The following is a 19,996-nucleotide window of genomic DNA, read 5'->3' as shown; positions in this document are numbered from 1 at the left end:
GACTTGTCCATATAAAGACCAATAAAAAAAGCACTACCCATGAAAATGAGTAATGCTTTCGAGCATGAAGATTATTCTTCTTCAGCTTCTTCTTTTTCTTCACCGATAACTTCAGGCTCTTCTGGTGTAGCGTCGCCTTCCATTGCTTCGATTTCTTCTTCAGTTGGTTCTTCAGTTGGCGCAACAACTGATACAACAGCTTCTTCAGCGTCGTTTTCGATAGTGAAGTCGCCTGATACTTTAATATCTTGTACGCTTAAAGTATCGCCAATGTTTAATTCACTGATGTCTACTTCGATGCTTTCAGGAATGTTGTCTGGAGTAGCAGTAATGCTTAAGTCGAATAATGGTTGTTCAACTACGCCGCCTTCGTTTGCACCAGGAGCTTCACCGATTAAGTGAACTGGTACGTCAACTGTACGTTCTTCAGTCATGTTGATCGCTAAGAAGTCGATGTGTGTAATTTGGTTTTTAAGTGGATCAAATTGGTAATCAGATACCATAACTTTGATTTCTTTTGAACCTACACCTAAAACGATAACACCGTTACGTCCTACTTCACGAATCACTTTGATGAATTCTACTTCATCAACTTTAACTGATACGTTTTTAGTACCGTAACCATATACTACTGCAGGTACTTTACCTGCTTCACGGATTTTACGTAAGTCACCGCGAGTTTGTTTACCTTGACGAATAATAGACTTTAATGAAGTCATATTCATTTCCACCTTTCTGTTGCACGTCTCTCGTGCCGCATTTGCCCATCAGCACAGTCGCTGCTTGCAAATGTGTATTTGTCCGTAATGACACGAACAGAAATATTTTACACAAATTCTAAAGATAAGTCAACACGCTTAGTCAAATAACACACTTACTGATTCGCGTTCGTATACACGTACAATCGCTTGCGCAAGTAATTCTGCTACAGAAAGTTCCTTAATGTTGTTTGGCTTTTGCTCATCTTTCAATAAAATTGAGTTTGTAACGATTAATTCTTTAATTGCTGAGTTTTCAATACGTTCTTTAGCTGGTCCTGATAATACTGGATGTGTACAACATGCGTATACTTCTGTTGCACCTTTGTCTTTTAACGCTTGAGCAGCTAGTGTAATCGTACCTGCTGTATCGATAATGTCATCAATAATAATTGCTGTACGTCCTTCGATTTGTCCTACGATATTCATCACTTCTGCAACATTTGGCTTCGGACGGCGTTTATCAATAATCGCGATTGGTGTTTTCAAGATATCTGCCAATTTACGTGCACGTGTCACACCACCATGGTCTGGAGACACAACGACGCATTTTTCTGGATCGATATCTTTGTTATTTAAGAAGTACTCCGCTAAAATCGGTACCCCCATCAAGTGATCAATCGGAATATCAAAGAAACCTTGAATTTGTGGTGCATGTAAGTCTAATGCGATCATGCGGTCCGCACCAGCTGTTTCAAATAAGTCAGCGACAAGTTTCGCAGTGATTGGTTCACGACTGCGTGCTTTACGGTCTTGACGTGCGTAACCATAGTAAGGTACGACGATTGAAATCGTTGCTGCAGATGCACGTTTACATGCATCAATCATGATTAATAATTCCATCAAGTGAACGTTCACTGGATTTGAAGTAGGTTGAATAATAAAAACGTCACACCCACGAATACTTTCTTCAATGTTGATTTGAATTTCACCATCACTAAAGCGTTTGACCGTACATTTACCAAGTTCTACCCCCACATGGTCTGCAACTTCTTGTGCGAGTGGCTCATTACCTTTCAATGAGAAAATCTTCAGAGACGAATTTTTATATTCGGTGTTTAACATGATAAATCCTCCAATAATTGTTTTGATCACTAATATGTTATAAAACCTTATTACCCGTTATGCTTCGTTTGATTCTTTGTTAAAATAACCTTCTTTTGTTACTTGTCTTGCGCGTCCTAGTGCTAAGCTCTTGTTCGGAACATCATCTGTAATCGTTGAACCTGCCGCAACAAGCGTACCATCACCGATTGAGACCGGTGCCACTAAATTAGCGTTACAACCAACAAAAACATCTTTACCGATGATTGTTTTAAACTTGTTAACACCATCATAGTTCACAGTAATCGCACCACAGCCAATATTCGTGCGTGCACCTACTTCTGCATCACCAATATAGCTCAAGTGTGATACTTTCGCACCATCATCTATACGTGCTTTTTTGACTTCCACGAAATTACCAATTTTCGTTTCTTTGCCAAGGTCAGCACCTGGTCGTAACTGCGCAAATGGCCCAATGCTTGACTGCGCACCAACAACCGCTTCGTTAAGTACAGATTGCTTGATTGTTGCACCATCGTGAATCTCGCTCTCGTGTATTTCTGAATACTGTCCGATACGAACATCACTGCCGATGACTGTTTTCCCTGTAATTTTCACACCCGGCTCGATAATGGTATCCATACCAATTGTAACATCTGGACCGATGTACGTGGTATTTGGATCAACAATTGTCACACCTTCACGCATATGGTGTTCGTTCATACGTACACGATACGCCTGTTCTGCACGACTCAATGCAACACGATCGTTGACACCCATGATCTCATCGAAGTCTTCCGTATGATATACACCAATATGGCCTTGTTGTTGTGATATCAATGTCAGTACTTGTGGTAAATAGTATTCACCTTGTGCATTGTTGTTATCTACCTTATCTAATAACGCGAATAATGTCGCATTATCAAATGCAAAAATGCCCGAACTGATTTCGTGAATCATTCTTTGCGCTTCTGTGGCGTCTTTTTCTTCAACGATTTCGACGAGCGCCCCTTGCTCATCTCTAACGATGCGTCCATAGCCATAAGGTTGTGGTGCTGTTGCTGATAAAACTGTCGCTTGCGCATGTGATGCCTCATGATGTGCAATTAATTTCGACAATGTCTCAGCTGTAATGAGTGGCGTATCACCACAAACTACCAATGTTGTACCTTGTGCATCTGCTAAATGCTCTGCTGCTTGCTTCACTGCATGTGCAGTCCCTAACTGTGCTTCTTGAAAACTATATTGTGATGTTGAGCCAAGTGTCGCTTTAACTTCCTCCGCACCATGACCAACGATTGTCACAATATTCGTCACGCCAGATTGCTGCACTTGATTGATCACATGTTCAATCATTGCCTTCCCTGCAACCTTATGAAGCACTTTGTATTGCTTTGATTTCATCCGCGTCCCTTTGCCAGCTGCTAAAACAATTGCGTGTTTCTGCATGGTAATGAACCTCCAGTATCTTTTGCACTTCTCTATAATTATAATTTAATGCAACATACACTTTCAAGACGTAAAAGAAGAATCATACATCATTGTTCAAATCGCCTAAGTTGCAGTTGGTTTTATCGTGTTACGTGCCTGCGTATACACCATCCATATTGAAAACCATATGTCGATGATGCACATCGCAAAAAAGGCTAAGAATAGAACATTATCGTCCGCCTCTTAGCCTTTTTTGTAGATTACAACACATATGCACTATGCGTCATTATCTACGTACAGTGTTATTATTCTTCTGTTGTTTCTTGCGCTGGAAGTACTTCATCTGTTTCTTCGTATACTTTCATTACAGCATCTTGAATCTCTTGTCTCATTTCTGAGTTGATTGGATGTGCAATGTCACGGAATTCGCCATCAGCTGTACGCTTGCTTGGCATTGCAACGAAAAGGCCAGTATTGCCTTCAATTACACGTAAATCATGGATGACAAAAGCATCTTCAAGTGTAATCGATACTAACGCTTTCATTCTTCCTTCCGTTTGTATTTTTCTAAGTCTAACATCTGTCACTTTCATAAGTGCGCCCCCCATAGTTTTGGATATAATTTTTGTAGAAGTTGACTGACTCGAGGTGTTAAGATTACTTCTCTTTAACCTCGGCAATTACTTCCATTTCAATCTTAACGTCTTTTGGTAAACGTGCTACTTCAACCGCACTTCTTGCAGGTTTATGTGCATCAAAGTACGAACCGTATACTTCATTTACCTTTTGGAAGTTTTCCATATCAGACAAAAAGATTAAAGCTTTGACAACGTGGTCTAAGTCAGAGCCTGCTTCTTCCAGTACGACTTTCAAGTTTTCAATCACTTGCGTCGTCTGCTCTTTAATGCAATCGCTCACGATCTCTCCCTCTAAATTCAAAGGGATTTGACCTGACGTGTAAACCATACCGTTGACAATCGCAGCATGTGAATATGGTCCAACAGCTGCTGGTGCTTTTTGAGTGTTAATTAAATTCATGTTGTTAATTGCTCCTTTTTTAGAATTTAGCTAAACTATTGCCTGGCTCTACCTTGAAATCTTGATTATATTCATCAACATCAGATAGACGTACAAGAGAAGTATAGTCCTCAATCAGTCGTTGCTTTACCTCTTTGGACTCCACAAGTACCGATACCCCTTTTACTTGTGCTTTAAACTCTGCCATTAAATTCATGACGCCGTTAATTGAACCACCGGCGCGCATAAAATCATCAACGACGAGCACATTGGAGTGTTCTTTCAGCGTGCGCTTAGACAACACCATCGTCTCAATCTTTCTTGAAGATCCTGAGACATAGTTGATAGACACTGTAGAACCTTCAGTCACCTTGTTGTCTTTACGTATCACAACAACTGGTAAGTTTAGGACACTAGCGACTGCATGTGCCAACGAAATACCTTTCGTCGCAATCGTTACAATCGCATCCAACTCCTCTTCCATATAGAGTGTTGCGATGAGCTTACCTACCTTTTTCAACAATGTAGGGTTCCCCATCAAATCAGATAAAAAGAGATAGCCACCCGGTAATAATCTATCTTTCTCTTGCAATAACGTTGTGACTTCTTGGATAACCGCTTCTGCCTCTTCACGTTGCATTCGCGGACGATACCTTACGCCACCACTCGCACCCGCCACTGTCTCAATGGAGCCAAGACCTTCCTTGACAACTGTATCCTTAATGATCTGGACATCTTCGCTAATCGATGACTTTGCTTGTTGAAACTTCTCCACAAAGTATGTCAGCGGTACGAGTTTATTTGGATTGCTAATTAAATATTGAGTCATGTAAACGATTCGTTCACTTCTTTTGTATCGCACCTTGTTCATTCATCCTTTCTCTGTATGTTAGCCAAGTGTTCTAACAAGGTAAACATCATTGCAACAACCACTCACAGCGTTGTAAATGTGACGTGCTTGGCGTTCTCGCTGTGCAAAACCATAAACAGTTGGGCCGCTACCGCTCATAAGCGCACCATCAGCACCACTGTTCAACATATTTCTTTTAATTTTCTCTATCTCCGGTTGCAGTCGCATGGAAACAGGTTCAAGACGATTCGATAAGCTTTGGCACATCTGCATATAATCTTCCTGCTCAATAGCCGTTAAACACGCCTGTGTATGTACATCATATGGTTGATTGAGGTCAAGACCCCCGTAAACTTCAGGCGTCGATAGCCCTGCATGCGGTTTCGCAATGACGACCCATGCTGATGGCGGGCGTTTCAACAACTCAATCTGCTCACCACGTCCTTTGCATAACGCAGTCGTACTATAAACACAGAACGGAATATCTGACCCTATCTCCGCGGACAACTCGCTCAGTTCGTCCAGTGACAGTCCCAGCTCAAACAAACGGTTAAGACCTCGCATCGTCGCAGCTGCGTCACTAGAACCTCCTGCCAAACCTGCCGCAACAGGAATATTCTTATCTAAAGTAATCGTCACACCTTGCTTAATCCCATAAGTTTCCTTCATAAGCTGTGCTGCACGATATGCTAAATTACGCTCATCTGATGGTATGAACGTTTCATCTACATTCAACACGATCTTATTATCACGGCGTTTCTGAAAAGACAAGCGATCATTTAAATCAACCGTCGTCATAATCATCTCCACTTCATGATAGCCATCATCACGTTTGAACAAAGTATCTAATGTCAAATTAATCTTAGCTGGCGCTGTTTCATAAATCATCGCAAATTTTCCTCTTTCAAGTTGGTATTACAGTGATTTTACCATAATTACTTTAATAACTCGAAAGTATTTTTCAGGATGCAGAAAGCGCAATCAAAGTTTTGTAAAATATTACATGACTCTCATATTCGTATAATACCCCCATTCAACAATGAAAACAACTGGCAAGATGAAACTTCTTTTAATATCCCTAAAAAGTTTATACGCCTATACATTGGAAATATACGCTTTTTTCTAACATATTCATTCAACAAAATGTGCAATAACTACGGTTAAAATATTCCTTAAAAAAATAAAAAACCACCCAACCCCAAGATTGAATGGCTCTCATCTTCAATATTCATTCTGTTACGCACAGTTTATTTATCTCGCGCTTGCATCTTGATATGTGTCCTCATCTACAAATGAAACATGCACATTTTGCGTTAGCACATCTGCATATGTATAAGACACGCGTTCAAAGTTGTGTTTATCTGGATCCAGTTCAACAACGAACACTGATGGGTATGTCTCAGTTAACACACCACAACGCTCAATTGTTTTCTTACGTCCCCCGTTAGCTTTCAGTATAATACGATTCCCTAACTGACAATCAAGTCGATTTTTGATGTCTCCAATTGATTTTGGCATATCGCTCCACCTCGCTATAAGTGTATTATAACACAAAAATAGCGCGTCAGTCAAGACAAATTCTTAATTTTATCAAGGGGCTTTTAGAAAGTCAATCATTTTAAATCTTTAAATTCGGGAAATTTTTCAACTCGTCATACAATCGTGCATATTCTTGTATTGACACGGTCTCTCCACGTCTTCTCGCATCCATCTCGGAACGGTCAAGCCATGCAACAATATCATCTTTGTGCAATTTGCCATCAATGAACAGATTTTGATAGTTATTAAGGATCGTTTTACGACGTTGTGCGAATGCGCCTTTTGTCATTTTGAAAAATAATGCTGTGTCGTCTACTGTAACGAGTGGCTCCGGGCGTTTCATCAATTTAACAACAATCGAATCCACATTCGGTGGTGGCATAAAGACTGTTTTAGGCACCGTCATTACCGTTGATGTTTCTGTATAATATTGCGTTACAATCGACAATGAGCCGTATGCTTTCGTTCCCACTTGGGCATTCAAACGTTCGCCCACTTCTTTTTGCATCATGACAACATAACCATCAATTGGTAAGTTTTGTTCTAACAACGTCAATAAAATCGGCGTTGTAATGTAATAAGGTAAGTTGGCAACGACCATAATTTTCTCGCAACCTTGAAGATGTGTTGCAATCTCCTGTGCCACATCTGCCTTCAAAATATCTTGATTGATGACTGTGACATTATCGTATGGTGATAGCGTATCATCTAAGACAGGGATTAAACGCTGATCAATTTCAAATGCTAACACACGTTTCGCATGCTTTGCCAATTGTTGTGTTAACGAGCCCATACCCGGTCCAATTTCGATAACACCCGTCTGTTCATCAATTCCCGATGCATCAATAATTTTATGAATGATATTGACATCAATTAAAAAGTTCTGACCTAAACTTTTTTTAAAGCTAAATCCATATTGATTCAGCAACGCTTTCGTTCTCGAGGGCGTCGCAATATCTTTTTCGTACATATTTGTTTACTCCTCTATATCCAATGCGCGCCTCACATCTGCTTCCGTATAGCCAAACGCATTGAGTTTCTTTAATAATTGTTTCCCGTTAGAGTGACCGATATGAAGACGGCGTCCAAGTATATCACGACGGCGTCTCGCATCTGGCCCAATGATCAGTCCAAGGTCAATCAACACCGCTTTATCAATTGTCTCTTGTCCTTCTGATAACGGCGTTGCGACGTGCATAAGCGCCTCTCGAATGTCTTCCAATGACGCATGTTCCACGCCGATTTTGCCGCGCTTACTTTTCGCCGCTTCTCGGTCGATAAACGCATGTTTCACGCCTGGAATCGCATTGCGGATTGTCGTGCGAATTTTATCACCCGGGAAATCAGGATCTGTTAACACAATAACGCCTCTTGTTTCGTGTGCTTGGCGAATGACGTCTAACACGTCTTCATTGATGGCACTGCCGTTCGTTTCAATCGTCTCACACGTGACCGCACTTTTTACGCGTGCGGTATCATCACGTCCTTCAACGACAATAAACTCATTTATTTTCACACTGACACCTTCTTTATAAATTAAACAAACGTTCCGCGTTTGCTGTTGTTTGTTTTGCGACTTCTTCATACGTGATACCACGCAATTCTGCAATCTGTTCAGCAACGAGTGTCACACGTGCCGGCTCATTACGTTTACCGCGGTATGGATGCGGTGTTAAATACGGGGCATCTGTCTCTACTAACAAACGCTCTAATGGAACGTGCTTAGCAACTTCTTTTGGTTGTTTCGCATTTTTAAATGTCACTGGACCACCGAGTGAGATATGGAAGTTAAGTTTATTAATCACAACATCCGCAATTTCAGGTGAGCCGCTAAAGCTGTGCATAATACCGCCGACTTCTTCTGCATGTTCTTCCATCAAAATATCAATACAATCTTGTGTCGCTTCACGGTTATGAATAACGATTGGCAACTTCACACGTTTTGCCAACGCAATCTGTTTGCGGAACACTTCTTTTTGGACATCTTTTGGCGATTTATCCCAATGATAGTCCAAGCCCATTTCACCAATCCCAATCACTTTAGGATGTTGTGAAAGTTCTTCAATCCACGCCAGACGTTCTTCTGTAAAATCAATTGCATCGACCGGATGCCATCCAATAATCGCATAGATAAAGTCATAGTCTTTAATCAACTGCATCGCACGCTCAATCGTCTTCGTGTCAAAGCCCACAACAAACATGCGGTCGACACCCGCTTCAAGCGCACGATCAATCACTTCTTGTAAGTCTTCGTCATATTGATCTGCATTCAAATGTACATGTGTATCAATTAACATATGTCTGCCTCCTCTATTATCGTTCTTATAGAAAAGAGGTGAGTGCTTCAAAGCATGACCTCACCTCTTAATACATCACTATTTAATCACCGCACCATTTGGCACAGCATTTGGTAAGCTAATCAATGTCAGCACGCCATCTTTTTCGGCTGATAAAATCATACCTTCAGATTTTTGGCCCATTAACTTCGCTGGTTTTAAGTTTGTAACGACTGCTACTTTTTTACCAATAATATCTTCTGGTTGATAGAACTTCGCAATACCAGAAACGATTTGGCGTTGTTCATTATCCAACTCAACTTGGATTTTTAAGAGCTTGTCTGATTTCTTCACATTTTCAGCATCGATAATCGTTGCTGCTTTAATTTCTACCTTATCGAATGCTTTAATGTCGATTTGTTCCTTACTTGGTACAGCTTCCGGTTCTGGTTGTGTTGGCTGCATAGACGTCTTAATATAGTCCACTTCTGCATCTACATCCAAACGTGGGAAGATTGGTGTTGGTTTGGCAGTCACTGTAATTGGTGCTGTCAATTGACCATATGTTGTTAAGCTATCCAACTCAAATAACGCTTCATTATTAATGTTAAGCTGTTCGAAAATTTGTTTTGGCGCATGCGTTAAGAATGGACGTAATAACACAGCAGCAAAGCGAATGTTTTCAACTAAGTGTGCCATCACATTGCCAAGCATATCTTGTTGTTCAGGATCTTTAGCTAAAATCCATGGTGTTGTTTCATCAATGTATTTGTTCGTACGGCTAATCAGCTTCCATACTGTTGATAACGCCACAGAGAACTGCAAGTCATCCATATTTTCATGATATGCTTTAACCGTATCCAACGCCATTTGTTCCATCTCGGCATCCAATTCGTGTTTAGGGCCTGCATACGCTGGTAGCTCGCCGTCAAAATATTTATTAATCATTGAGATTGTACGATTGACAAGGTTACCTAGGTCATTCGCCAAGTCGTAGTTTGTACGCTCAACAAATGCTTCCGGAGTAAAGACACCATCTGAACCAAATGGTAATTCACGCATTAAGTAATAGCGTGTCGCATCTAAGCCATAACGATCGATGAGGACATTCGGATCTACGACGTTCCCTTTAGACTTACTCATTTTACCGTCTTTCATTAAAATCCAACCATGCGCAAAGACTTTCTTCGGTAGTGGTACGTCAAGCGCCATTAAGATAATCGGCCAGATAATCGAATGGAAACGCACAATTTCTTTCGCCATTAGATGAATATCTGCTGGCCAGTATTGACGGAATAATTCATCGTCATCTGTTAAATAGCCAAGTGCAGAAATATAGTTAACCAATGCATCTAACCATACGTAAACAACGTGTTTAGGGTCTGATGGTACTTTTACGCCCCAGTCGAATGACGTACGTGACACAGCTAAGTCTGCCAAGCCTGGCTTAATGAAGTTGTTGATCATCTCATTTTTACGAGATGGCGGTTGGATGAATTCAGGATGCTCATCATAGAACGCAAGCAAACGATCCGTGTAGTTAGACAGCTTGAAGAAGTAGCTAGCTTCTTTAACAAGCTCTACTTCATGGCCTGAATCCGGACTCTTACCACCGACAATTTTGCCGTTTTCATATACAGGCTCAACTAATTGTGTTTCTGTATAGTACGTTTCATCCGGTACAGAATACCAACCTTCATATTCGCCAAGGTAAATATCGCCTTGTGCAAGTAACTTTTCAAAAATCTTTTCAACAACGACTTTGTGACGTTGTTCTGTTGTACGGATAAAGTCATCATTGGAAATATCTAATTTTTCCCAAAGTGCTTTAATCTCCTTAATCATACCGTCTAAATATTCAATTTCAGACTTCCCTGCTTTTTGTGCCTTCTCTTGAATTTTTTGACCGTGCTCGTCAGTTCCCGTTAAATAGCGTACGTCATACCCTTGCATGCGTTTATAACGCGCGATAACATCACCAGCCACCGTTGAATATGCATGACCGATATGCAAGTTGCCACTCGGATAATAAATCGGTGTCGTAATATAAAATGTCTCTTTCACCATCAGCGCTCCTCCTCAATTCTTATCTTATCTAATATATCGAAATTCACTTGTATTTTCAATATGCGACCACATAGGCCTATGCGTCAATACCGTGATAAATGTTATATACCTCTTTAGACGACATCTCACGCTCTTGCGCAACCTGTTTAATCGCCTGTTTCGGCTTCATCTGTTGTTGCACGTAATGATCAACATGTTCAACAATCGATAGCCCCTCGAACCATGCCGTCGTTGCTTGTGGTGCCGCACCTTCAATAAGCACGACAAACTCACCTTTTAATGGAATCGTATCATCAAGTCGGTCTACCAAATCCTTTACCGACGCTGTCTCAATCTGCTCGAACTTTTTCGTCAATTCTCTGCCAAGTGTCACGCGTCGATTCGGATCGACTTCTGCAATCGCCTGTAACGTATCCTTCACACGAAATGGCGATTCATACAGAACAAGCGTACTTTCTTGAAACATACGTACTTGCAGCAATTCTAACTTTTCACGTGCTTTGCGCGGTAAAAAACCTAAAAACGTATACGTAAAAGACGGTAGCCCACTTGCCATCAGGGCAGTCAACCCTGCATTCGCACCAGGAATCGGCACAACATGAATGCCCACTTCTCTCGCACGAACAACCAACTCATAGCCCGGATCTGAGATGAGTGGCAAACCGGCGTCTGATACGAGCGCAATATCCCGTCCTTCTTCCATTATCGTAATTAACGCTTCTGTCATTTGCGCTTTGTTATGTTCGTGGTAAGACTTCAAGGGTGTCTCAATATTAAAGTGATGACATAACTTTTTCGTCACACGCGTATCTTCACATGCAATCATGTCGACTTCTTGCAAGGTGCGAATCGCACGAAATGTCATATCTTCTAAGTTGCCAATAGGCGTTCCTACTAAATACAAATGCGCCATGTTATCGCTCCTCAATTAACGCTATTTTTTGTTGGCGTGTCAGCCGCTTAATGGCATACTCACGTTTTAGTGCTTCAGACTTCGTATCATAAATTTCATAATGTTTTAGACGTACCGGCCGTCTTGTTTTTGTATATTTGGCACCTTTTCCTGCGTTATGCTTATGAATACGTGCCTCCAAATCAGTCGTGTACCCGGTATATAGCGACTTGTCGATACACTCTACAATATACGTATAATGTTTACCCATAATACACATACCTCATCTCTGGCGTATACTGATTGTCCGCATCGTAAATATAAAATGGCGGTGCAATATGCAAACCTTGATTCCCACCTTTGCGCGCTTCCACCACAATCGTTTGCGCCTCTTTACCAGGCTTACTATAAATCATATGCAGTTGCTTCGGCTCAAGTTGATAGCGACGCATCGACGTCATCACATCTAACAAACGTTCTGCTCTATGAACCATCACCATACGACCACCTTGCTTCAATGCATGATTCGCTACACGCAAACAATCATCCAACGTGCAATAAATTTCATGGCGTGCAATTTTATGCGCCTCTAACTGATGTTGATGCACTTGATTCGCTTTAAAATACGGTGGGTTACACGTTACCAAATCAAACTGCGCCGGCTTGAAACGTTGTGGTATCGCATTGATATCCATTTCTTCAATGGTAATACGCTCTTCCAACGCATTCGCAGCCACACTCCGCCGTGCCATATCCACAAGTCGGGGTTGAATCTCCACACCCGTGATTGCATTCTGACCTTTATCCGACAACAGCAACGGTATCACACCATTTCCGGTACACATATCCAATATGCGATCACGCTTGCGAACATTCGTAAAATGCCCCAGTAATAGTGCATCCGTTGAAAAAGAAAAGACCGCATCATTTTGAATAATGCGCAAGTCTTCCTTCAACAAATAATCGAACCTTTCATCTGCTTGTAACATAACACGTCACCTATCACAGCTTGTCATTGAGAATATCCATGCAGAAAATGCAATCCTGTCCGTTACGGTGTTTGCCAAATACATCGTGACAAATATGGAGTCCTTCACGATAAAGCGTTGCAAAATATTCTCGACTTTGTCGCTGTTTCTTTTGAGGTGCTTTCTTCTCTTCCTGAACTTGCGATACCGGCTCAACCGGCGTCGACTCAGGCTCTTGATTCATCAATGTTTTTAAGTTATCGTTCTCTATCTGCAATGCGACATTCTCTTCAACAAGTGCCACAGTCAGAGATTTGAGTTCTTGCATATCTTCATGGATGCGACTCACATTATTTTCTAGCTGCATCAAACGATTGAAAAGTTCATTTCGATCCAATATGCTTGCCTCCTCACTTTAATAGCTCTAATTCTTCAATATGATATTCCATCAACTGATCATCACATTCCAGACGTACTTGCATCGTGACATCTATAATATTCAATGCGACCACTTCGCCCATACCTTCAGGCGTCTCAACAGATTCTCCAATATCGGGCATACTCGCACGTGCCGACTCATAAAAATCATTTTCATACTTCAAGCAGCACATCAAACGCCCGCACGCACCCGAAATTTTCGTCGGATTTAATGATAAATTCTGATCCTTCGCCATTTTAATAGACACCGGTTCAAAATCGCCTAAAAATGTCGCACAACAAAGCGAGCGACCACACGGACCAATACCGCCCAATAACTTCGCTTCATCACGCACACCAATTTGGCGCAGTTCAATACGTGTTTTTAATTTCTGTGCTAACATACGCACCAATTTACGGAAATCAATACGCTCATCCGCAGTAAAGTTGAAGATAACTTTTGCACGATCCAATGTATATTCACAGTTCACAAGCCTCATATCCAGCCCAAGCGTTTGAACAAACCCTTTGCATAATTCAAAAGCATCCGCGGCAACTACCATATTATCTTGATAGGCAGCCATATCCGCTTCCGTCGCAACACGCAGTACCGGTTTCAATGGCAAAACGACATCCGCTTCATTGACCATTTTCGGGGCGTACTTTACAACCCCCATCTCTATACCACGATTCGATTCCACAACAACATACTGTCCCTCTGTCAAAGCATGTTCTTCTGGCGCATAATATTCTAATGTGTTTGCCTTTTCAAAGTATATTCCGACGACAAGATACACACGCGTCACCCTTTCATTTTGATAACAATCTGCTCAAATACCAACGCTGGACTCACATTTTGCATCAGCTTTTTATGCGCTTCCGTGATGGTTTCAATGATATGCGTCAACTGACGATAATCGAGTTTCGTTGCAATGGTTTGGTAGTCCCCTTGCAATTCTGTGAAAATAATTTTTTCGGTCATTCCGACCTTGATATACATTAAATCTTGAAAATATGCATTAACCGTTGCAAGCACAAGTTGTTGTAACTGCTTATTTTTGGCATGCTTCAACAATTCTATCACGCCAATTAGCGCCATATCCTGCTGCTTCACAAGCTTGTCGCACCACTGTAAAATTACTTGTCGCAACGGCGCGAGTTCATAAGCCTCTGCCAGCTGTGTTGCCACTTCCACTTGCGTCGTATACGTGCTCATCAACGCCGCGATAGGTCTTGTAAACTCTGCATGTTCCACTAAATACGTTACAAAATCAGCACGCTGCATCGGTTTAAAATACACATGTTGACAGCGCGAATGAATCGTATCAAGAATTTGTTCCGGCTTCGTTGACAAAAGAATAGCAACCGTATTGGTCGGCGGTTCTTCTAAAAACTTCAAAATACTGTTTTCCCCTTGCACTGTCAGCTTTTCAAAATCTTGAATCACATATACTTTATAATCACTCTCAATCGGCAAGCGGTTCATATGATGTACCAGCTGCTCGATTTGATCTTTTTTAATATTCGTTTCATCTGTTCGAACGTAATGAAAATCCGGATGATTGTGCATTTCCACCTTCATACGGCACTGTTCATTGTCCTGACATAAAATGAGTTGTGCAAATGCTAACGCTGTTGACGTCATTGCTTCCGCGTCATTACCTTCAAATAAATAGGCATGCGATAATTTGCCATTGCGATATGCTGCCGTCAAACGTTCTATTTCCGTCACTGCGCACAATCCTCCTTCAAATCAAAAAAGGTTGAGACAGGCTGCTATCCTAAGACGTGCATACACTGCCACAACCTTCAGTATCGTGTTTAAAATTGATGAAAGGCATCTACCGGCATTACAAAAACTGTTGCGCCGCCTACTTCCACCTCTACAGGATATGGAATATAGGAATCTGCACTTCCGCCCATCGGTGTAATTGGAGAAACGAGTTGTTCTCTGTTACCACATGTTTTATTGATAACATCTAGTATTTCATCCACTCGTTCATCATCAACACCGCATAAAAATGTTGTATTTCCTGCACGCAAAAAGCCACCAGTCGTCGCTAATTTTGTCGCACGAAAGTTGTTTTCAACGAGTTGATCCGAAAGTTCTTGGCTATCTTGGTCTTGAACAATCGCTATAATCATTTTCATTTTTTGTCACACCTCTTACACAGTATTATATCATATCTTAGTAGTGGTCTATACCGACATCTGTCTAAATTTACAATGATTTTTTCTCAATTTGTTGTCGAATAATCGTAACGACATCTGCCACGACATTATCAATACTTCTGCTTGCATCAACTATCTGATAGCGATCAGGATAACGTTCAATTAATTGTTTATAGCCCGCAATAACACGTTCATGAAATGCATGGTCTTCCTTATCTAAACGATTCTGTTCACGTTGATTTGCCTCGATACGCTCTCGTCCCAACGCTGCCGGTATATCCAAATAAATCGTCATATCCGGATAATGACCTTCAATCGCAAAATCATTGATACGCGCCACGCCTTCAACACCAATCTCACGTGCATACCCTTGATACGCAAGCGAACTATCAATGAAGCGATCACATAACACAATATGGTCAGACGCCAGCGCTGGTAATACTTTCTGTACAAGATGCTCTCGTCGTGCCGCCGCAAACAATAACGCTTCTGTACGCCCATCCATCGCGTCACCTTCCAACAAAATATTACGAATGGCTTCAGCTGTTTCGACACCACCCGGTTCACGCGTCGTAACCACGTCATAATCCTTTTCAAGCTCTGCTGCTACAGCGCGTAATACCGTCGTTTTACCAGAACCCTCAGGCCCTTCAAACGTAATAAATAGTCCCATTTTAGTCATCCTTCACTTTTATTTTACCTTTATGTAATCCTTCAACTCTGAGATGACTATCATCCCATTTTGACATTAATTTTATCATAGATGGCGTAACCTTTTCGCCCTTCAGCATAGTCGGAATACCAGGCGGATATAAAACCAAATGCTGTGCCAACACCTTACCGTGAGCCACGTCAAATGGTATCCAATAACTGTTCTCAACTTGTGTAGGTTCATAGCGTCCAGCTCCCGTATACAACGCTTGTGGTTCAGCTGGTTTATCATCATGTTGTGTCGTCAAATCCAACCCTTTCAGGCGTGTCAGCAACTGGTCGAACGGATAGCTATCCCCGGCATGCCATAACGGAAGTACCCACAACACATGATGTGTATCTGCTAATTCCACATAAATCCCTGCACGTTCCATCACTTCTTGTAACGCGTACCCCGTCATATTCGGATGATACACCAATACTTTCAAAGGATCATCCATCTCTTTCACATGCAAACCATATGTCTGTAACGTATCCAATAACAGCGTCCGTCGCTCAAAAAACAGCGTACTATCGTATGTGTGATAAAAATCCGACGCCGCCTCTAAACTCGCCATTAACAAATACGATGGACTGGACGACTGAAACGTTTGTAGTAACCGAATCACGTCATCACGTTGCGGTGCGTCTTTATGTATAAATAACACCGAACTCATCGTTAGACTTGGCAATGTCTTATGAAACGACTGCACCACATAATCCGCCCCAACATTTAGCGCAGATGCCGGAAAACCTGCCAAATCAAAATGCGCGCCATGTGCTTCATCTACCAGAATTGGACACCCTTGTGCATGAAATTGTTCAACTGTATATTCAATATTAAACGTCTGCCCATAATAATTCGGATATGTTACCACACCTAACTTTGGTGACAGTTGAGAAAGACTTGCTACATCTGGACTGACATACTGGAAAGTTTGCGCATCTGTCATCGTCGGTAATATCTCAGCTGGTTGTGCCCCTAAATCCAGTGCATGAAATACCGATTTATGTACATTACGTGCTAATACAACATCCCCCGGCAAAGATTGAAAGGCATGAATTACTGCCAGTATACCGCTCGTCGTACCATTCACAAGGTAAAACGCATCATAATCCGGATGATGTGCTACACAATCCATACTTTCTTTCAACACAGCTTCAGGTTGATGCAAATCATCAAAACCTGTAATCTCCGTCACATCAAATTGTGGTTGTACAAATGTCATATCCCCAATCGTCCCATTTTTATGCCCCGGGACATGCATAGAAATCGGCTGTTTCGCCGACCAATCACGTAGCTGACGCCATAACACACGCCGCATCTTCTCCGCCTCCATTTCTTATCTATTGTACATGATAGCACAAGTCAAAAGGGAACAACGTCGTAAAATCATAAGCAATTTTGAAAATATCACACTTTTTAGATACAATAGAGATAGTTCAATTTCAAGGAGGTGTCATTATGTTTCTTACAGCTTACTGTTGCAGATTTTTACAGATCATTCGCAACAAATTTGCGACTGTTTTTTCAAAATTGGTGGAGTCTGTCTTTTTTGAACAAAACAATCACGTTGTAAGGAGCCGACACCTTTCGTGCTTCCCTACAGCTATAATGGAGGAAGCAAAACATGAATATTTTAAATACCTCTTCTTTATCAAAACATTATTTAGACCACATATTATTCGATCAAGTTAAGTTAACCCTCAATGCCGGTGATATCATAGGCGTTGTAGGAAGAAACGGCGAGGGTAAAACCACATTACTCAAGCTACTTGCAGGCATCGAATCCCCTTCTTCAGGTACAATCAGTTGGAAAAAGGACATCGACATTGGCTATTTGGCTCAAGTTCCTAATATGAATGATGACATATCAATATACACATACTTAGAGTCTGCATTTCAAAAACTACATGATATCTCACAGCAACTTGATACACTGACACAACAAATGGCAGTAGATACAGAGAACCTAGACAGTTATATGACACAATACGGCACACTACAATCGTACTATGAAGCACATGGTGGTTATGAAATAGATGCCAAAATACGTCGTGTCGCACATGGATTAAAAATCATATCATTACTAGAAATGACATGGGGCACACTGTCGGGTGGTGAGCGTACCAAAGTATGTCTCGCAAAGCTATTACTCCAGCCAACGGAACTTCTATTGCTAGATGAACCAACTAACCACTTGGATATTCAGTCCATTGAGTGGCTTGCACAGTATATCAAACAATACACAGGTGCCGTTGTAATCGTGTCGCATGATAGATACTTTTTAGACGAAGTGACAAATCAAATCGTTGAAATAGACCAACAACAACTACATCACTATCATGGCAACTACTCATACTTTGTTGACGAACGAGAAAAACGTATTTTAGCAGATTTCGAAGCATACAAAACACAGCAAAAGAAGATCAAACAAATGCAAAAGGCGATTACACAACTTAGAACATGGGCCAGCCAAGCCAAACCGCCTAACGCTTCTATGTTTAGACGAGCGAAAAATATGGAGAAAGCACTCAATCGCATTAAAAAATTAGATAAACCAACACTTAACGCCAAACAAATGGCACTTACTCTAACGAATAATACACTTGGCGCAGATAAACTGATTCAACTAAAAGGTGTTTCAAAAACATATAACACCCCATTATTTAAAAATATTAATCTGTTAATCAGAAAAAATGAACATGTCGCCATTGTAGGTGAAAATGGTACAGGGAAATCAACGTTACTTAAAATGATTTTAGGTGAAGTCATTCCTGATGAAGGAAGCGTTCAAATAGCTAATCATTTGAAAATTGGTTATCTGTCACAACATGTCTTTAATAACGAATCAAATGACAGTGTGCTTAATGTCTTTAGGAAAGGAGTCCATGTTACAGAAGAAAAAGCACGTCACATTCTTGCGCAATTTATGTTTTACGGCGATGACGTCTTCAAAAATATAGAGGATTTAAGCGGTGGCGAAAAGGTACGTTTACGATGGGCACAAATCGTTAATAGTGATTACCATATGCTGATATTAGATGAGCCAACCAATCACTTAGACATAGACGCTAAAGAAACCATTGAAGACGCCTTATCTGATTTTAAAGGAACCATTATTACCGTCTCTCATGACAGATATTTTCTCAACAAGCTGTTTCACACCACGTATTTACTGGAAAATCAAACATTAACAAAATACTATGGCAACTATGATGATATGAAAAAACATATAGCGGAAAACTAGAATATTTCTAAAAGCGTGCAATATAGCATTGTGCGCTTTTTGAATACCCTCATCTCTTGATTGCTCGCTTGCCAAGGTGCCTCACTCCAACTAATTTTGGGAGCACTACGTAGTGTCCCGGCAAGGGTGAGTAGATGTGTGACAAGCCAAAGGGGATAACCACACATCAGTCAGCTACTGTACTATGGATTTTCCGTTCGTCTTGTTCCCTTAGGCGTCTCACAATCAAAACGATCACACGTTCTAGTAAATATGTTTTAGACAGCTATTACTACGAGTATTCTAAGCAGCAATCATATAACACTTTACTTTTTAGGACGTTGATAAAACTTAAATATCAAGAGTAAACACACTGTGACTGATCGATGTTTCTGTATCAATATTTAATAGATAGTCTAAATATATGAAAAAAAGCCGAACTGCATAAATCTATGCCATTCGACCTTGCACAAGTGACATCATGCCATCCCACCACAAAAGATGTAGAACCTAAATAAAAGCACAAAAAAAGAGAAGTCATCATGACCTCCCTCGTTGAATTACCTGGCACCGTCCTACTCTCGCGGAACGTAAGTCCGACTACCATCGGCGCTAAAGAGCTTAACTTCTGTGTTCGGCATGGGA

General features: G+C 41.1%; 22 protein-coding genes and 1 rRNA gene. 1 reads left to right on the top strand and 22 read right to left on the bottom strand.

Annotated elements, in window-relative coordinates; translation table 11 throughout:
- Positions 1–71: 71 nt before the first annotated feature.
- From CD122_RS08555 to CD122_RS08455, 21 genes are all read right to left on the bottom strand, one after another.
- Entirely contained in the window at positions 72–719 is a 648-nt protein-coding gene (locus CD122_RS08555) for a 50S ribosomal protein L25/general stress protein Ctc (protein WP_103358570.1), read from the bottom strand.
- Between the two features lie 138 nt (positions 720–857).
- Positions 858–1,823, bottom strand: a complete 966-nt coding sequence (locus CD122_RS08550) for a ribose-phosphate diphosphokinase (RefSeq protein WP_103358569.1) — start codon at positions 1,821–1,823, stop codon at positions 858–860.
- Between the two features lie 57 nt (positions 1,824–1,880).
- Positions 1,881–3,251, bottom strand: a complete 1,371-nt coding sequence (gene glmU / locus CD122_RS08545) for a bifunctional UDP-N-acetylglucosamine diphosphorylase/glucosamine-1-phosphate N-acetyltransferase GlmU (protein ID WP_103358568.1) — start codon at positions 3,249–3,251, stop codon at positions 1,881–1,883.
- A 287-nt stretch (positions 3,252–3,538) separates the two neighbouring features.
- Positions 3,539–3,826 (bottom strand): septation regulator SpoVG, encoded by a 288-nt coding sequence (gene spoVG, locus CD122_RS08540; protein ID WP_103358567.1) that lies wholly within the window; start codon positions 3,824–3,826, stop codon positions 3,539–3,541.
- A gap of 64 nt (positions 3,827–3,890) precedes the next feature.
- Complete coding sequence (locus CD122_RS08535; protein WP_103358566.1) at positions 3,891–4,271, bottom strand: RidA family protein; 381 nt, start codon at positions 4,269–4,271, stop codon at positions 3,891–3,893.
- A 19-nt stretch (positions 4,272–4,290) separates the two neighbouring features.
- Complete coding sequence (gene purR, locus CD122_RS08530) at positions 4,291–5,112, bottom strand: pur operon repressor (RefSeq protein ID WP_103358565.1); 822 nt, start codon at positions 5,110–5,112, stop codon at positions 4,291–4,293.
- 27 nt (positions 5,113–5,139) lie between these two features.
- The gene (ispE, locus tag CD122_RS08525; RefSeq protein WP_103358564.1) at positions 5,140–5,988 is read right to left on the bottom strand and encodes a 4-(cytidine 5'-diphospho)-2-C-methyl-D-erythritol kinase; all 849 of its coding nucleotides are present in this window, start codon (positions 5,986–5,988) and stop codon (positions 5,140–5,142) included.
- Between the two features lie 363 nt (positions 5,989–6,351).
- On the bottom strand, positions 6,352–6,618 hold the full coding sequence (locus tag CD122_RS08520) for a Veg family protein (RefSeq protein ID WP_103358563.1): 267 nt from the start codon (positions 6,616–6,618) through the stop codon (positions 6,352–6,354).
- A gap of 100 nt (positions 6,619–6,718) precedes the next feature.
- Positions 6,719–7,609 (bottom strand): 16S rRNA (adenine(1518)-N(6)/adenine(1519)-N(6))-dimethyltransferase RsmA, encoded by an 891-nt coding sequence (gene rsmA, locus CD122_RS08515; RefSeq protein WP_103358562.1) that lies wholly within the window; start codon positions 7,607–7,609, stop codon positions 6,719–6,721.
- A 6-nt stretch (positions 7,610–7,615) separates the two neighbouring features.
- Positions 7,616–8,155, bottom strand: coding sequence for a ribonuclease M5 (gene rnmV, locus CD122_RS08510; RefSeq protein WP_103358561.1), 540 nt, complete (start codon positions 8,153–8,155; stop codon positions 7,616–7,618).
- 13 nt (positions 8,156–8,168) lie between these two features.
- Positions 8,169–8,936 (bottom strand): TatD family hydrolase, encoded by a 768-nt coding sequence (locus CD122_RS08505; protein ID WP_103358560.1) that lies wholly within the window; start codon positions 8,934–8,936, stop codon positions 8,169–8,171.
- 78 nt (positions 8,937–9,014) lie between these two features.
- Positions 9,015–10,982 (bottom strand): methionine--tRNA ligase, encoded by a 1,968-nt coding sequence (metG, locus tag CD122_RS08500; RefSeq protein ID WP_103358559.1) that lies wholly within the window; start codon positions 10,980–10,982, stop codon positions 9,015–9,017.
- A 76-nt stretch (positions 10,983–11,058) separates the two neighbouring features.
- Complete coding sequence (gene rsmI / locus CD122_RS08495) at positions 11,059–11,895, bottom strand: 16S rRNA (cytidine(1402)-2'-O)-methyltransferase (protein ID WP_103358558.1); 837 nt, start codon at positions 11,893–11,895, stop codon at positions 11,059–11,061.
- Between the two features lies 1 nt (position 11,896).
- Positions 11,897–12,145: a GIY-YIG nuclease family protein gene (locus CD122_RS08490; protein WP_103358557.1), complete on the bottom strand. Its 249-nt coding sequence runs from the start codon at positions 12,143–12,145 to the stop codon at positions 11,897–11,899.
- Positions 12,138–12,863: a tRNA1(Val) (adenine(37)-N6)-methyltransferase gene (locus CD122_RS08485; RefSeq protein ID WP_103358556.1), complete on the bottom strand. Its 726-nt coding sequence runs from the start codon at positions 12,861–12,863 to the stop codon at positions 12,138–12,140. The genes CD122_RS08490 and CD122_RS08485 overlap by 8 nt, the downstream gene beginning before the upstream one ends.
- A 13-nt stretch (positions 12,864–12,876) precedes the next feature.
- Entirely contained in the window at positions 12,877–13,239 is a 363-nt protein-coding gene (gene yabA / locus CD122_RS08480; protein ID WP_103358555.1) for a DNA replication initiation control protein YabA, read from the bottom strand.
- A 13-nt stretch (positions 13,240–13,252) separates the two neighbouring features.
- A complete protein-coding gene (locus CD122_RS08475; RefSeq protein ID WP_103358554.1) occupies positions 13,253–14,056 on the bottom strand; it encodes a PSP1 domain-containing protein in 804 nt (267 codons plus the stop codon).
- Positions 14,057–14,061: 5 nt separating this feature from the next.
- A complete protein-coding gene (locus CD122_RS08470; protein ID WP_103358553.1) occupies positions 14,062–14,991 on the bottom strand; it encodes a DNA polymerase III subunit delta' in 930 nt (309 codons plus the stop codon).
- Positions 14,992–15,080: 89 nt separating this feature from the next.
- Complete coding sequence (locus CD122_RS08465; protein WP_103358552.1) at positions 15,081–15,410, bottom strand: cyclic-di-AMP receptor; 330 nt, start codon at positions 15,408–15,410, stop codon at positions 15,081–15,083.
- A 70-nt stretch (positions 15,411–15,480) separates the two neighbouring features.
- Positions 15,481–16,104 carry a dTMP kinase gene (tmk, locus tag CD122_RS08460; RefSeq protein ID WP_103358551.1) on the bottom strand — a complete coding sequence of 208 codons (624 nt, stop codon included), beginning with the start codon at positions 16,102–16,104 and terminating at the stop codon, positions 15,481–15,483.
- 1 nt (position 16,105) lies between these two features.
- The gene (locus CD122_RS08455; RefSeq protein WP_103358550.1) at positions 16,106–17,446 is read right to left on the bottom strand and encodes an Orn/Lys/Arg family decarboxylase; all 1,341 of its coding nucleotides are present in this window, start codon (positions 17,444–17,446) and stop codon (positions 16,106–16,108) included.
- Positions 17,447–17,752: 306 nt separating this feature from the next.
- Between CD122_RS08455 and abc-f the strand changes: the two genes are divergently transcribed.
- Positions 17,753–19,372: a ribosomal protection-like ABC-F family protein gene (gene abc-f / locus CD122_RS08445; RefSeq protein WP_103358548.1), complete on the top strand. Its 1,620-nt coding sequence runs from the start codon at positions 17,753–17,755 to the stop codon at positions 19,370–19,372.
- 541 nt (positions 19,373–19,913) lie between these two features.
- On the opposite strand, the gene rrf is transcribed toward abc-f, so the two are convergent.
- Positions 19,914–19,996, bottom strand: a 5S ribosomal RNA gene (gene rrf / locus CD122_RS12645); the annotation flags it as partial.

Origin of the sequence: Staphylococcus rostri (assembly GCF_002902145.1) — a bacterium.
GTDB classification, from domain to species: Bacteria; Bacillota; Bacilli; order Staphylococcales; family Staphylococcaceae; genus Staphylococcus; species Staphylococcus rostri.
The sequence above is the reverse complement of the archived record's forward strand: the minus strand, read 5'-3'. Positions and strand labels throughout refer to the sequence as shown.

Coding starts and splice junctions, on each gene's coding strand:
- CD122_RS08555 (WP_103358570.1), bottom strand. CDS start 719: ATGACTTCATTAAAGTCTATTATTCGTCAAGGTAAACAAACTCGCGGT.
- CD122_RS08550 (WP_103358569.1), bottom strand. CDS start 1,823: ATGTTAAACACCGAATATAAAAATTCGTCTCTGAAGATTTTCTCATTG.
- glmU (WP_103358568.1), bottom strand. CDS start 3,251: ATGCAGAAACACGCAATTGTTTTAGCAGCTGGCAAAGGGACGCGGATG.
- spoVG (WP_103358567.1), bottom strand. CDS start 3,826: ATGAAAGTGACAGATGTTAGACTTAGAAAAATACAAACGGAAGGAAGA.
- CD122_RS08535 (WP_103358566.1), bottom strand. CDS start 4,271: ATGAATTTAATTAACACTCAAAAAGCACCAGCAGCTGTTGGACCATAT.
- ispE (WP_103358564.1), bottom strand. CDS start 5,988: ATGATTTATGAAACAGCGCCAGCTAAGATTAATTTGACATTAGATACT.
- CD122_RS08520 (WP_103358563.1), bottom strand. CDS start 6,618: ATGCCAAAATCAATTGGAGACATCAAAAATCGACTTGATTGTCAGTTA.
- rsmA (WP_103358562.1), bottom strand. CDS start 7,609: ATGTACGAAAAAGATATTGCGACGCCCTCGAGAACGAAAGCGTTGCTG.
- CD122_RS08505 (WP_103358560.1), bottom strand. CDS start 8,936: ATGTTAATTGATACACATGTACATTTGAATGCAGATCAATATGACGAA.
- metG (WP_103358559.1), bottom strand. CDS start 10,982: ATGGTGAAAGAGACATTTTATATTACGACACCGATTTATTATCCGAGT.
- rsmI (WP_103358558.1), bottom strand. CDS start 11,895: ATGGCGCATTTGTATTTAGTAGGAACGCCTATTGGCAACTTAGAAGAT.
- CD122_RS08490 (WP_103358557.1), bottom strand. CDS start 12,145: ATGGGTAAACATTATACGTATATTGTAGAGTGTATCGACAAGTCGCTA.
- CD122_RS08485 (WP_103358556.1), bottom strand. CDS start 12,863: ATGTTACAAGCAGATGAAAGGTTCGATTATTTGTTGAAGGAAGACTTG.
- CD122_RS08465 (WP_103358552.1), bottom strand. CDS start 15,410: ATGAAAATGATTATAGCGATTGTTCAAGACCAAGATAGCCAAGAACTT.
- tmk (WP_103358551.1), bottom strand. CDS start 16,104: ATGGGACTATTTATTACGTTTGAAGGGCCTGAGGGTTCTGGTAAAACG.
- CD122_RS08455 (WP_103358550.1), bottom strand. CDS start 17,446: ATGCGGCGTGTGTTATGGCGTCAGCTACGTGATTGGTCGGCGAAACAG.
- abc-f (WP_103358548.1), top strand. CDS start 17,753: ATGAATATTTTAAATACCTCTTCTTTATCAAAACATTATTTAGACCAC.